Source organism: Microbacterium sp. VKM Ac-2870 (assembly GCF_015350795.1).
GTDB lineage: Bacteria > Actinomycetota > Actinomycetes > Actinomycetales > Microbacteriaceae > Microbacterium.
Window position 1 is genome coordinate 356,951 of record NZ_JADKSH010000002.1, and the last position, 12,210, is coordinate 369,160.

General features: G+C 68.9%; 13 protein-coding genes and 1 riboswitch. Of the genes, 4 read left to right on the forward strand and 9 right to left on the reverse strand.

Translation table 11 applies throughout. The features are described 5' to 3' along the window. Window positions 1–74 precede the first annotated feature (74 nt). From ITJ43_RS05600 to ITJ43_RS05610, 3 genes are read left to right on the forward strand one after another with little or no spacing between them, the layout of a single operon-like run. Window positions 75–1,016 (forward strand): ABC transporter ATP-binding protein, encoded by a 942-nt coding sequence (locus ITJ43_RS05600; protein ID WP_194582837.1) that lies wholly within the window; start codon window positions 75–77, stop codon window positions 1,014–1,016. Further along, complete coding sequence (locus tag ITJ43_RS05605) at window positions 1,013–1,885, forward strand: ABC transporter permease (RefSeq protein ID WP_194582838.1); 873 nt, start codon at window positions 1,013–1,015, stop codon at window positions 1,883–1,885. The genes ITJ43_RS05600 and ITJ43_RS05605 overlap by 4 nt, the downstream gene beginning before the upstream one ends. After that, window positions 1,882–2,703 carry an ABC transporter permease gene (locus tag ITJ43_RS05610; protein WP_194582839.1) on the forward strand — a complete coding sequence of 274 codons (822 nt, stop codon included), beginning with the start codon at window positions 1,882–1,884 and terminating at the stop codon, window positions 2,701–2,703. Before ITJ43_RS05605 ends, ITJ43_RS05610 begins: the two co-directional genes overlap by 4 nt. A gap of 80 nt (window positions 2,704–2,783) precedes the next feature. Here ITJ43_RS05610 and ITJ43_RS05615 read toward each other — a convergent pair whose 3' ends face one another. The 8 genes from ITJ43_RS05615 to ITJ43_RS05650 form a co-directional block, all read right to left on the reverse strand. Next, window positions 2,784–4,178, reverse strand: a complete 1,395-nt coding sequence (locus ITJ43_RS05615) for an MFS transporter (protein WP_194582840.1) — start codon at window positions 4,176–4,178, stop codon at window positions 2,784–2,786. 169 nt (window positions 4,179–4,347) lie between these two features. Further along, window positions 4,348–4,698, reverse strand: coding sequence for a Fe-S protein (locus ITJ43_RS05620; protein ID WP_194582841.1), 351 nt, complete (start codon window positions 4,696–4,698; stop codon window positions 4,348–4,350). A 50-nt stretch (window positions 4,699–4,748) separates the two neighbouring features. After that, entirely contained in the window at window positions 4,749–5,222 is a 474-nt protein-coding gene (gene ribH / locus ITJ43_RS05625) for a 6,7-dimethyl-8-ribityllumazine synthase (RefSeq protein WP_194582842.1), read from the reverse strand. Continuing rightward, entirely contained in the window at window positions 5,219–6,499 is a 1,281-nt protein-coding gene (gene ribA, locus ITJ43_RS05630; RefSeq protein WP_194582843.1) for a GTP cyclohydrolase II, read from the reverse strand. Before ribA ends, ribH begins: the two co-directional genes overlap by 4 nt. Then, a complete protein-coding gene (locus ITJ43_RS05635; RefSeq protein ID WP_194582844.1) occupies window positions 6,496–7,140 on the reverse strand; it encodes a riboflavin synthase in 645 nt (214 codons plus the stop codon). Before ITJ43_RS05635 ends, ribA begins: the two co-directional genes overlap by 4 nt. Continuing rightward, window positions 7,140–8,219, reverse strand: coding sequence for a bifunctional diaminohydroxyphosphoribosylaminopyrimidine deaminase/5-amino-6-(5-phosphoribosylamino)uracil reductase RibD (gene ribD, locus ITJ43_RS05640; RefSeq protein WP_194582845.1), 1,080 nt, complete (start codon window positions 8,217–8,219; stop codon window positions 7,140–7,142). The genes ITJ43_RS05635 and ribD overlap by 1 nt, the downstream gene beginning before the upstream one ends. A gap of 70 nt (window positions 8,220–8,289) precedes the next feature. Continuing rightward, a riboswitch (FMN riboswitch) is annotated at window positions 8,290–8,445 on the reverse strand. Between the two features lie 67 nt (window positions 8,446–8,512). Then, a complete protein-coding gene (locus ITJ43_RS05645; RefSeq protein WP_194582846.1) occupies window positions 8,513–9,376 on the reverse strand; it encodes an Fpg/Nei family DNA glycosylase in 864 nt (287 codons plus the stop codon). A 41-nt stretch (window positions 9,377–9,417) separates the two neighbouring features. Then, the gene (locus ITJ43_RS05650) at window positions 9,418–9,981 is read right to left on the reverse strand and encodes a GNAT family N-acetyltransferase (RefSeq protein ID WP_194582847.1); all 564 of its coding nucleotides are present in this window, start codon (window positions 9,979–9,981) and stop codon (window positions 9,418–9,420) included. 235 nt (window positions 9,982–10,216) lie between these two features. On the opposite strand from ITJ43_RS05650, the gene ITJ43_RS05655 reads away from it, so the two are divergent. Then, window positions 10,217–11,092 (forward strand): endonuclease domain-containing protein, encoded by an 876-nt coding sequence (locus ITJ43_RS05655; protein ID WP_228495482.1) that lies wholly within the window; start codon window positions 10,217–10,219, stop codon window positions 11,090–11,092. 104 nt (window positions 11,093–11,196) lie between these two features. On the opposite strand, the gene trpS is transcribed toward ITJ43_RS05655, so the two are convergent. Beyond that, a complete protein-coding gene (trpS, locus tag ITJ43_RS05660) occupies window positions 11,197–12,201 on the reverse strand; it encodes a tryptophan--tRNA ligase (RefSeq protein ID WP_194582848.1) in 1,005 nt (334 codons plus the stop codon). Window positions 12,202–12,210: the final 9 nt, after the last annotated feature.

The following is a 12,210-nucleotide window of genomic DNA, read 5'->3' on the forward strand; positions in this document are numbered from 1 at the left end:
GTGCTTCTATCTTCTCTCTCGCAGACCGCCCCCGGCGCCGCGGCAGTGTCGGAGCTCGCCGCTAGGGTGGATCGGTGCCCGCTCCCGTGATCTCTGCGACCAATCTCGTCAAGTCCTACAAGGTCAAGGGCAAGCCCGACTTCGTTGCCGTCGACGGCCTCAGTTTCGAGGTGGCGCCGGGTGAGTCCTTCGGCCTGCTCGGGCCCAACGGGGCCGGAAAGTCGACGACGATGAAGATGATCGGGGCCGTGTCCACCCGTTCCGGCGGCGACCTGCAGATCCTCGGTCTCGACCCAGATCGGTATGGACCCGAGATCCGTTCGCGCCTCGGCGTGGTGCCGCAGCAGGACAATCTCGACGGCGAACTCAACGCGCGCGAGAATCTCTACATCTACGGCCGCTACTTCGGTCTGCCGAGCAAGCTCTGCCACGAGAAGGCCGACGAGCTGCTCGCCTTCGCCCAGCTCGAAGACAAGGCCAAGAACAAGGTCGACCAGCTGTCCGGCGGGATGAAGCGTCGCCTCACGATCGCGCGCGGACTCATCAACGATCCGCGTATCCTGCTCCTCGACGAACCCACCACCGGTCTGGACCCGCAGGCCCGTCACGTGCTGTGGGATCGCCTGTTCCGCCTCAAGGAGCGCGGCACGACGCTCGTGCTCACGACTCACTACATGGACGAGGCCGAGCAGCTCTGCGATCGACTGATCGTCGTCGACAAGGGTCGCATCATGGCCGAGGGCACCCCGGCATCCCTCATCCGGCAGCACTCCAGCCGTGAGGTGCTCGAGGTCCGCTTCGGCTCCGACCGCAACGCCCAGGTCGCGGGCAGCCTCGGCGGCATCGGCGAGCGGGTCGAGGTTCTTCCCGACCGCATCCTCATCTACGCAGAAGACGGTGAGGCCGCGCTCGAGCGGATCACCGGCCAGGGCCTCGAGCCGATCACCTCGCTCGTGCGCCGCTCGTCGCTGGAAGACGTCTTTCTGCGCCTCACGGGAAGGTCGTTGATCGAATGAGCGCCCCTCAGACGGATGCCGGGACGCACCCCACTCTCGACGAGCTGCGCGCCGAAGCGATGCAGTGGGGCCGCAAGCCCCGCCGCCGCGGCGGGTGGTACGTCACCGAGCACATGGTCCGCGCGATGCGCGCTTACGGGTGGACGATCATCGTCGGCGCGGTCGGTCAGCCGATCCTCTACCTGCTCGGCCTCGCGGTCGGCCTCGCCGCACTCATCAAGGTGCCGATCGTCGATCACGGTCAGGAGGTCACCTACCTGATGTTCGTCGCGCCGGCGCTGCTGGCGACCGCGACGATCTCGGTCGCCAGCGAGGAGATGACGTATCCGGTCATGGCCGGGTTCAAGTGGCGTCGCTACTTCTACGGCTTCAACGCGTCGCCGCTGTCGAGCCCGCAGATCGCCAACGGTGTCATCGCGGGCGCCGCGGCGCGCATGATCGTCGCGTCGGCGGCGTACTACCTCATCGTCTGGCTGCTGCCGTTCGGTGCGGTCCCGCACCCCTCCACCGGGTGGCTGGCGATCATCGCCGGGGTGCTGGCCGGGCTCGCCTTCGGCATCCCGCTCATGGCGTACGCGGCGTCGATCGAAGACGACAAGGGTCAGTTCGCGCTCGTGCAGCGCTTCATCTTCATGCCGATGTTCCTGTTCTCCGGAACCTTCTATCCCCTCGATTCGCTGCCGCCCTGGCTGGCGTGGATCGGCTGGATCTCGCCCCTGTGGCACGGTTCCGAGCTCGGGCGGGTGGCGACCTACGGCGCCGCGGTCGACCCGCTGATGGTCGCCGTGCACCTCGCGTACCTGCTCGTGCTCGCCGCGGTCGGGTACGTCGTGGCGCGACGGGTGTTCACCGAGAGGCTCGCCAAATGAGCGCCGTGGTCGAGATGACAGCGGCCCGCCGCGGCGGCGTGCGTGCGCTGTGGGCCGGCAACCCGGGTGCCGTCGTGCAGCGGGGGCTCATCGCCGCGCGGTCGTCGAGCTGGGCCGTGGTGCTCTCCGGCTTCTTCGAGCCGGTGTTCTACCTGGCGTCGATGGGCATCGGCCTCGGCAAGCTCATCGGCGACGTCCAGACCGCGCAGGGCGCGAGCGTGAGCTACGCCGCGTTCATCGCCCCGGCGCTGTTGGCCGTGTCGGCGATGAACGGGGCGATCTACGACTCCACGTGGAACGTGTTCTTCAAGCTCAACTACGGCAAGCTCTACGAGGGCATGCTCGCCACGTCGCTGGGCCCGCTCGACGTGGCGCTCGGCGAGATCATCTACGCCCTTCTGCGCGGCCTCGCCTACGCCACCGGATTCATGATCATCATGCAGATCCTCGGGCTCAATCTCGCCTGGACGGCGCTGCTGGCACTGCCGGCGGTGCTGCTCATCGCGTTCGGCTTCGCGAGCCTCGGCATGGCGGTCACCAGCTACATGAAGACGTTCCAGCAGATGGACTGGATCAACTTCGTGCTGCTGCCGATGTTCCTGTTCTCTGCCACGTTCTACCCGATCACCGTCTACCCCGGCTGGGTTCAGCAGATCGTCATGGCCCTGCCGTTGTGGCACGGTGTCGAGCTGATCCGAGGATTGACCACCGGCATCCTGAGCGTCGACATGCTCTGGCACGTGCTCTACTACGTCGTCATGATCGCCGTCGGGCTGGTCTTCACGACGAAGCGGCTGCGCGCGCTGTTCCTCGACTGAGCCGGCGCGCGCTCAGCCTCACAACGGCGGATGCCGCGGGAAACGAGTTCCCGCGGCATCCGCCGTTCGTACGAGAGCGCTCAGAGCGAGCCGGTCTCGCCGAGGCCGATGTTCGTCTCGTAGTCGTCGTCCTTCGTCTCGCGTGAGATCAGCAGCGCGATGAGCGTCAGCACGGCCGACCCCGAGAGATAGACACCGACGAGCCACGGCTGGCCGCCCGCCGTCGCCCACAGCCAGAGGGCGATCGAGGGCGCGACCGCGGCGCCGAGGATCGACGACACGTTGTACGCGATCGCCGAGCCCGTGTACCGCACGTTCGTGGGGAACAGCTCGGGCAACACGGCCCCCATCGGCCCGAACGTGGCGCCCATCAGCATGAACCCGAACACGAGGAATGCCTGCACCAGCGCGCCCGTGAACTTCGGGTCGACGTGAGGGAGGAGGAAGACGTTGAAGGTGAGACCGAGGATGCCGATGAGCACGGTCACCCAGATCAGCAGCTTCCGGCGGCCGATGGCATCGGCGATAGGCCCGGACAGGAGCGTGAAGATGCCGAAGAAGACCACGCCGATGATCTGCATGATGACGAAGTCGGTGTACCCGAACCCCAACCCGGCCACGGGCGCGTCGACCGCTTTGGTGCCGTAGGCGAGCGTGAAGCTCGTCATCAGGTAGAAGAGCACGTAGGTCGCCAGCATGATGAACGTGCCGATGATGAGGTTCTTCCAGTGCCCCCGGATCACTTCGCCCAGCGGGAAGCGGCGAAGCGCGCCCTTCTTCTCGGCGGCGGAGAAGCTCTGCGACTCGACGAGCTTCAGACGTACCCACAGACCGATGATGACCATGACGGCCGAGAACAAGAACGGCACACGCCATCCCCACGCGAGGAACGCCTCGGAGCGCTGCATCGGCCCGTCGGGGTGGGGGAGGGCGAAGTTGATCACGAGGAAGAGGGTGTTGGCGATGATGAAGCCGATGGGCGCGCCCAGCTGCGGGAACGTGCCGTACCAGGCGCGCTTGCCCTGGGGGGCGTTCTCCGTCGCGACGAGCGCGGCGCCCGACCACTCGCCACCGAGCGCGAAGCCCTGGAACAGGCGCAGCACGAGCAGCAGCAGCGCAGCCCACCACCCGATGTTGCCGTAGGTGGGCAGACACCCGATGAGGAAGGTCGCGACTCCCATCGTGAGCAGCGACGCCACGAGGGTGGCCTTGCGGCCGAAGCGGTCGCCGAAGTGGCCGAACACGACGGCGCCGATGGGCCGGGCGATCATGGCCGCGCCGAACACGGCGAACGACGACAGGAGAGCCGTCGTGTCGTTGCCGGTCGGGAAGAACAGCGCCGGGAAGACCAGCACGGCGGCGGTGGCGTAGACGTAGAAGTCGTAGAACTCGATCGTCGTGCCGACGAGGCTCGCGGTGATGACGCGGGCGCGGGAGTTGGCGGGTGCGGTGGGGGCCGCGGTGGCTGAGGACATGCGGAGAGGCTACCTATCGATGAAAACTCGTAGGTCCTCGTGGGACGCGCCGGTGGTGGGCGTCCGGGGCAGGGGTGTGTGCATCGGGCGCCGCGACAGTGGAATCACCGGGGCGCCGGTAGGTTCCCGGCGCACGGGAAAAGTCTACGCCGGGTCGCGAGGCAGCCTCTCAGCGCCAGAGTACGGCGAGGGCGGCGTTGAGGAAGGTCAGGATGCCGACCAGCCAGAACATCGCGGGCGGCACCGATCCGGCTTTCCGCTGCCGCGCGGTGCCGATGCCCAGCAGCGCGCCGATCGCGAGCAGCACGACGAGCTTCACTCCGAGCTTCGTGTAGTTGAGCGGGTAGTCGATGCCCCACGGTGCGGCCAATGCGAGGCCGGCGACGGCGGCGATGACCATGCCCCACGTCATCAGTCGCGTGATGCGCCGCGCCCCGACCGCCTCCACGACCCAGGAGCCGAAAAGGATGGCGAATCCGGTGAGGTGGACGAGGACGACGGCGTGACGCAGGATCTCCATTCCTTCAGCCTAACTGATGCCTAGGGCAAGTCTCAACGACCGGGCGTGCGTCAGCCGCGGAGGCGGCGCAGCAGAAGCGCCGTGCGCAGCGCGGCATCCGCCGCCTCCGCGCCCTTGTCCTCTTTCGATCCGACGAGTCCGGCACGGTCGATGCCCTGCTGCTCGTCATCGAGGGTGAGCACGCCGAAGCCGACCGGCTTGCCCGTGTCGAGCGCGACGCGGGTGAGCCCGTCGGTGGCCGCCGATGAGACGAACTCGAAGTGCGGTGTGCCGCCGCGGATGATCACGCCCAACGCGACGACCGCGTCGGCGCCCGCCTCCAGCGCCGCCTTCGCGGCGACCGGCAGTTCGAACGAGCCGGGCACGCGCTCGAGGCTCCACTCGGCGCCGGATGCCGCGAGCACCCGCTCCGCCCCCGCGATCAGACCGTCCGAGATCACATCGTGCCACTGACCGGCGATGACGACGACGCGCAGGCCGGCCGCGTCGATGGGTGCTGTCTGCGGTGCTCCGTGGCCGCTCATGCGTGCTCCTCCGTGCTGTGTGCGAGGGCGGCATCCAGCTCGTCCACGCCGATGATGTGCCCCATGCGATCACGCTTGGTGGCCAGGTACTGGTGGTTGTTGGCGCCGACGCCGACGAGCAGCGGCACCTGTTCGACGATATCGAGACCGAGCTCTCGCAGCTGCTTCACCTTGTCGGAGTTGTTCGTCAGCAGACGGATGCGGTCGACCCCGAGATCGGCAAGGATTCCGCCGGCGGCGGCGTAGTCGCGGGCATCGGCGGGCAGGCCCAGCGCGAGGTTGGCGTCCACGGTGTCGAGGCCGCGCTCCTGCAGGCTGTACGCACGCAGCTTGTTGATGAGTCCGATGCCACGACCCTCGTGACCGCGCATGTAGATGACGACGCCGCCGTCTTTGTCGATGCGATCCAGCGCGGCATCCAACTGCGGGCCGCATTCGCACTTCTCCGAGCCGAACGCTTCACCCGTGAGGCACTCGGAGTGCACGCGCACCAGGGGAGCGTCTTCGGTGAGATCGCCGGAGACGACCGCGATGTGGTCGGTGCCGGTCACGCGGTCCTTGTACGCGAGGAAACGGAACGTGCCGTGCGAGGTCGGAACCGTGGCCTCGGCGCGCAGGCTCACGCGGCGCTTCTGCGTTGCCGACGATGACGTTTCGAGCTCGGTCGGCTCGATCTCGTCGAGGTAGGCGATGAGTTGTTCGATCGTGATCACCGGCACCCCTTCGCGTTCGCCGAGCTCGACCAGACCCGGAAGCCGCATCATCGAGCCGTCCTCGGCGACGACCTCGCCGATCGCGGCGACGGGCTGCAGTCCCGCGAGGCGCATGAGCTCCACGCCGGCCTCGGTGTGGCCGGCGCGCTCGCGCACGCCACCGTCGACCGCGCGCAGCGGAAGGATGTGGCCGGGGCGGATCACGGAGGAGGGGACGGATGACGGATCGGCCAGAACGTTCAGCGTGTGCGAACGGTCCGTCGCGCTGATGCCCGTCGAGACGCGATCGGCGGCGTCGACGCTCACCGTATAGGCGGTGCCGCGGGCATCCTCGTTGACGGCGACCATCGGCGGCAGGTCGAGGCGGTCGGCCCACTCAGCGGGCATGGGGGCGCAGATGAAGCCGCTCGACCAGCGGATCGTCCACGCGAGCCAATCGGGCGTCGCCAGCTGGGCCGACAAGATGATGTCGCCCTCGTTCTCGCGGTTCTCATCGTCGGCGACGATGACCGGCCGCCCGGTGCGGAGCGCTTCGAGGGCGTCGGGGATGGTGGAAAGGCTCATCGGGAGCCTCCTTCGGGAGTGGAGTCGGTCGGTCGGGGGGTGAAAGCAAGCAGGCGCTGCACGTGGCGCGCCAGGATGTCGGTCTCGAGGTTGACGGCATCGCCCGCGATGCGGGCTCCCAGCGTCGTGGCCTCGAGGGTTTCGGGGATCAGCGACACCTCGAACCAGGCGTCGGGAGCGTCGGCATCCGAGGCGTTCGACACCGTCAGCGAGACGCCGTCGACCGCGATCGATCCCTTGTCGACGACCAGCGGTGCGAGGTCGGCCGGCAACGAGATGCGGATGACGCGCCACTCGGCGCCCGGTCGCACCTCGAGCACTGTGCCGGTGCCGTCGACGTGACCCTGCACGATGTGCCCGCCGAGTCGCCCGTGAGCGGCCATCGCCCGTTCGAGGTTGACCCGCGTTCCGGGGCCGAACGCGCCGAGCGTCGCCATGTCGAGGCTCTGACGCATGACGTCGGCGGTGAACCAGTCATCGCCCTGGTCGACGACGGTCAAACACACGCCGCTGACCGAGATGGAGTCGCCGTGGTGTGCGTCCGACACCGACAGCGGAGCGCGCACGGTGAGGCGCACGCCGTCGCCCGACGGCTCGATCGCGACGATCTCGCCGCGCTCTTCGATGATTCCGGTGAACATCAGTTCTCTTCCTTCGTGATGGAGGTGTGTGCGGCGGCGGTGTCGTCGAATCGGCCGACGACGAGCAGGTCGTCGCCGAGGTGCTCGACCGATGCCACCTGCACGCGTCGCTGCTCGGTGATGGACGAGACGCCGATGTCACCCAAGGCCAGGCTCGGGCCGCCGATCAAGGTCGGCGCGATGTACACGAGCACCTCGTCGGCGAGGCCTTCGCGGACGAACGAGGAAGCGAGCGTCGGGCCTCCCTCGACGAACACGCCGTGTGCGCCGAGCTCCCGCAGTCGTTCGAGGAGGTCGGGAAGGTCCTCGCCCTCGTCCTGCATGAACGGACGGGGATGCCGGCGCACCGCTGCGTCCTGCGGCACGGCTCGCGTTCCGATGACGACGGGGCGCGGCTGCTGCGCGTAGAGCGACCCGTCGGGGCGGCGCGCTGTGAGGGCGGGGTCGTCGGCGAGCAGGGTGCCGGTGCCGACGACGATTGCGTCGGCCGCGCTGCGGCGGAGGTGCACGTCGGCGCGAGCGTCGGGGCCGCTGATCCACTGGCTGGTTCCGTCGGCCGCGGCCGCGCGCCCGTCGAGTGACTGCGCCCACTTCACCGTGACGTGGGGCCGCCCGAGCCGCTGCACCGTCAGCCAGGAGTCGAGCAGGGCTCGCCCGTCCTCTTCGCGGGTGCCCCGCGTGACCTCGACGCCGGCTTCCCGGAGGCGCTCGCCGCCGCCCGAGGAGGCGTCGCCCGGGTCGTCGACCGCGTAGACCACGCGGGCGACGCCGGCGGCGATCAGCGCCTCGCTGCAGGGGCCGGTGCGGCCGGTGTGATTGCACGGCTCGAGGGTCACGACAGCGGTCGTGCCGCGCGCGGCATCCGGACCGGCCTCGGCCGCCAGGCGGGCGAGCGCATCGACCTCGGCGTGCGCCGTGCCCGCGCCGCGGTGCCAGCCCTCGGCGAGCACGTCGCCCTCGGGAGAGAGGATCACGGCGCCGACCTGCGGGTTGACGCCGCGCGGTCCACGCCGCGCGATCTCGAGCGCACGCCGCATCGCACGGTCGATCATCGTGTCGTCGCCGTCTGTCGCGGCCATCGGTCGGTCCTCCTGTGAGGCCCCGGGGCGCGTTCGACATCGCAGACGGCGCCCCGACACGCGGGACGTCATCCGTGCTGCCTCCCATCCGGACTAGCGATCGGGTTCTCGTCGAACCGTCACGCATCACCGTCGGTTCCGGAATTCCACCGGATCAACCCCTCGTGAGAGGGGCTCGCGGACTGTCACCGCCGGTTCGGATTCACACCGACCCCGGAGCACGTTTCTTGCACGTGATCCTACTCAACGCACCGGCTCTCGTTTCATTCCGCGTCGACGGGGCGAATGCTGCTCTACTTCAGCAGGCGAGAAAGACGCCGGTCGGCGAGCAGTTTGCCGCCGGTCTGACAGGTGGGGCAGTATTCCAGCGAGTTGTCCGCGAAGAAGACGCTGCGCACCTCGTCGCCGCACACCGGGCATGCCTCACCGCGTCGGCCGTGCACCGACATCCCCCGCCGCTTCGCGTCTTTCAGGTCGGCGGGTGGCTTGCCGGACGCCGCCGCGACGGCATCGGTCAGGGTGGTGCGCATGGCGTCGTTCAGCCGATCGATCTCGGGCTCGGCGAGACCGGCCGCCAGCGCGTACGGCGACATCCGGGCCGCGTGCAGGATCTCGTCCGAGTAGGCGTTGCCGATACCCGCGATGATCGACTGGTCGCGCAGCACGCCCTTGATCTGCGTACGTCGTCCGGCGAGCAGGCCCGCGAGTGCATCACGGGTGAAATCCGCGGCGAGCGGATCGGGGCCGAGCCGTGCGACGCCGGGAACGTCGCGGGGCTCGCGCGCTGCGTAAAAGGCCAGAGACTTCTTCGTACCCGCTTCGGTGAGATCGAAACCGGCGCCGTCGTCGAGGCGCACGCGCAACGCGATCGGCGTCTTCCCGGGGCGGATGACGGTGTCGGGCACGGTCTCGTACCAGCGGAGCCATCCGGCCTTTGCGAGATGGAAGATGAGGTGGATGCCGGCATCGGTCGCCAGGTCGATGAACTTGCCGTGCCGGTGCGCACCTGTGATCGTGCGGCCGACGAGAGCGTCGATCGGCGGATCGTATGTCTTCAGCGCCGCGATGTTCGCGACACTGACCTTCGTGATCGTGTGCCCCGAGGCGCGCGCGTCGAGGAAATCGACGAGACCTTGCACCTCCGGCATCTCGGGCATGGGCTCATCCTGCCACGCGCGCCCGACACGGCGTCAGGGGTTCAGTCGATGGCGGGCCACGACTGCGGGGCGCGATCGTCGTCCGCCAACAGACCGGCGATGAGCCCGTCGTTGCGGACCCCCGCGCCGTTGACCAGCGCCGAGCGCAGGCGCCCTTCGTAGCGGAATCCGAGGCGCTGCGCGACGCGGTGCGAGGCGGGGTTGTCGACCACCGCCCGCCACTCGATGCGATCGAGGGCGAGCCCGTCGGGGGAGAAGCCCCAATCGATCACGGCGCGGGCCGCTTCGACGACCAGACCTCGGCCGCGCGCGGCGGGCGTCATCCAATAGCCCAGTTCTCCCGAGCCCTGGCCCAGGCGGTGCAATCCCATCATCCCAGCCAGCTGGTCGTCGCTGCGCACTGCCCAGGTCGCTTCCGCCCCGGCATCCCACCAGCCGGCGACCTTGGTCACGAAGCCTTCCGCGTGCGAGCGCTCGTACGGTGAGGGCACCGTCGTGAAGCGCTGGATCAGCTCGTCCTGGCACGCGGCGAAGATCGCATCGACGTCACCGGCGGTCGGGATCGAGAGTTCGAGTCGCGCCGTCCGCAGGATCACCGGTTGCATGCCGAGAGCCTATCGGCCGCCCGCCGTCGGTCACCGCCGCGCAGAGTCGATCGGCTCGCCCTGCGTAACTCCGCCTGGGCTGCGCAACCGATGCCGCGGCGCCAACCCGACGCCGGTTCAGCGGGAGTTGTGCAGGCGAACTGCCGGGTCCTCCCCATCGTGCTCGCGGCGACGGCTGTCCACGGATCCCCCTCGAGCGGGGTGGAGCCCGCCGGATCGTCCTCAGCATGTCGGCATGGACGACATCATGTGTCTCACCTCCCACGAGCTGCAGGAGCGGGGAATGACCAGGCATCAGATAGCCGAAGCCGTCCGGTCCGGTCGTATCGTCCGTGCACGCCGCGACCGTTACCTTCCGGCGACGGCGGCGCCGCCGGTCGTCGAGGCGGTGCGCGTTGGCGGGCGCCTCACCTGCCTGAGCCTGCTTGCCGCACGCGGCGTGTTCGTCTTCCACAACGGCGCGCTCCACGTGCACGTCGCGCGGGGTGCCAGCCGGCTCCGCGCGCCCGACGATCCGCAGCGCCCCGTGCCACCGCGATCCGGTCGTGCGCAGCTGCGCTTGCACTGGTTGCCGCTGGCGCGTCCCGCCGATGCCGGCACGGTGGCGGTCGGCATCCTCGACGCCCTGATCCTTGCGGTGCGTTGCCAGCCGCCGCGGTACGCCATCGCCACGATCGACTCGGCGCTCAACAAGGGGCTGATCTGTGCCGGTGACCTCGATGAGCTGTTCGCCCACCTGCCGCGGCGGCACCGCATTCTGCGCACGCACGTCGACGGGAGAGCCCAGGCCGGGACGGAGACGCTGGTCCGCCTGATGCTGCAGGTCATGGGCGCACACGTCCGACCGCAGGCCCGCTTCGAGGGCGTCGGGTTCGTGGACCTTCTCGTCGACGGATGGCTCGTGATCGAGTGCGACAGCAGGGAGTTCCACTCGGACTGGCGGCAGCAGGTGAAGGACCGCGAACGCGATCTCGCCCTCGCGGCGCGCGGCTACGTCGTTCTTCGCTTGACGGCGGCGCAGATCCTCTACCGCCCCGACGAGGTTCAGGCCGCGCTTCGCGCGCTGTTGCGCTCGCGGGCGTCGCGCGCGGGCCGCCGCACGGCTGCATAACTCCATCTCAGATGTCCCGGGGGAGCGGCGGGTGGGCGTCAAGCACAGGAGAGGAGGAGTCGTGCAGGATGCCGCGCCCGCAGGCCCGACCGCACCGGCGCGGGTCAGCTGCGGCGGAGCAGGCCGATCTTGGAGTAGACGTCGGAGAGAGTCGCGTCGGCAACGGCCGCAGCGCGGTCGGCATTCGCCGCCAGCACGCGGTCGAGTTCGGCCGGGTCGTCGAGCAGCTCGAGCGTGCGAGCGCGGACCGGGCCGAACTCGTTCACCACCACCTCGGCGAGACCCTTCTTGAAGTCGCCGTAGCCGCGGCCGGCATACTCGTCTTCGATCGCGGGGATCTGGCGACCGGTCAGGGCCGCGTAGATCACGAGCAGGTTCGAGACGCCGGGCTTGTTCTCCTTGTCGTAGCGAACCGCACCCTCGCTGTCGGTGACGGCGCGCATGATCTTCTTCGCCGAGACCGCCGGGTCATCCAGCATCCAGAGCACACCGGCATCCGATTCGGCCGACTTGCTCATCTTCGACGTCGGGTTCTGCAGGTCGTAGATGCGTGCGGTGTCCTTCTGGATCACGGGCATCGGAACGCGGAACGTCTCGCCGTAGCGGGCGTTGAAGCGCTCGGCCAGATCGCGGGTGAGCTCGACGTGCTGCTTCTGGTCGTCGCCGACGGGCACGATGTCGGTCTGGTAGAGCAGGATGTCGGCTGCCATCAGCACGGGATAGGTGAAGAGGCCCACGTTGGTCTGGTCGGCGCCGTACCGCGCGGACTTGTCCTTGAACTGCGTCATCCGGCCGGCTTCGCCGAACCCGGTGATCGTCGACAGCACCCATGCCAGCTCGGCGTGCGCACGCACGTGCGACTGCACGTACAGCGTCGACTTCGCCGGTTCGATGCCCGCCGCGATGTACTGGGCGGCCGTCCGGCGCGTCTTCTCGCGGAGCTCCGCCGGGTCGTTCGGCTGGGTCAGCGCGTGCAGGTCGACCACCGAGAAGAACGCCTCGTAGGCCTCTTGCAGGTCACGCCACTGCAGGAGAGCCCCGATGTAGTTGCCGAGCTGAAGCGAGTCGGCGGAGGGCTGCATTCCGGAGTAGAGGCGGGGCCTGGTCATGCCACAAGT

Excerpts from the sequence above, each read along its gene's own strand:
- ITJ43_RS05605 (WP_194582838.1), top strand. The coding sequence starts at position 1,013 with ATGAGCGCCCCTCAGACGGATGCCGGGACGCACCCCACTCTCGACGAG.
- ITJ43_RS05610 (WP_194582839.1), top strand. The coding sequence starts at position 1,882 with ATGAGCGCCGTGGTCGAGATGACAGCGGCCCGCCGCGGCGGCGTGCGT.
- ITJ43_RS05615 (WP_194582840.1), bottom strand. The coding sequence starts at position 4,178 with ATGTCCTCAGCCACCGCGGCCCCCACCGCACCCGCCAACTCCCGCGCC.
- ITJ43_RS05620 (WP_194582841.1), bottom strand. The coding sequence starts at position 4,698 with ATGGAGATCCTGCGTCACGCCGTCGTCCTCGTCCACCTCACCGGATTC.
- ribH (WP_194582842.1), bottom strand. The coding sequence starts at position 5,222 with ATGAGCGGCCACGGAGCACCGCAGACAGCACCCATCGACGCGGCCGGC.
- ribA (WP_194582843.1), bottom strand. The coding sequence starts at position 6,499 with ATGAGCCTTTCCACCATCCCCGACGCCCTCGAAGCGCTCCGCACCGGG.
- ITJ43_RS05635 (WP_194582844.1), bottom strand. The coding sequence starts at position 7,140 with ATGTTCACCGGAATCATCGAAGAGCGCGGCGAGATCGTCGCGATCGAG.
- ribD (WP_194582845.1), bottom strand. The coding sequence starts at position 8,219 with ATGGCCGCGACAGACGGCGACGACACGATGATCGACCGTGCGATGCGG.
- ITJ43_RS05645 (WP_194582846.1), bottom strand. The coding sequence starts at position 9,376 with ATGCCCGAGATGCCGGAGGTGCAAGGTCTCGTCGATTTCCTCGACGCG.
- ITJ43_RS05650 (WP_194582847.1), bottom strand. The coding sequence starts at position 9,981 with ATGCAACCGGTGATCCTGCGGACGGCGCGACTCGAACTCTCGATCCCG.
- ITJ43_RS05655 (WP_228495482.1), top strand. The coding sequence starts at position 10,217 with ATGGACGACATCATGTGTCTCACCTCCCACGAGCTGCAGGAGCGGGGA.
- trpS (WP_194582848.1), bottom strand. The coding sequence starts at position 12,201 with ATGACCAGGCCCCGCCTCTACTCCGGAATGCAGCCCTCCGCCGACTCG.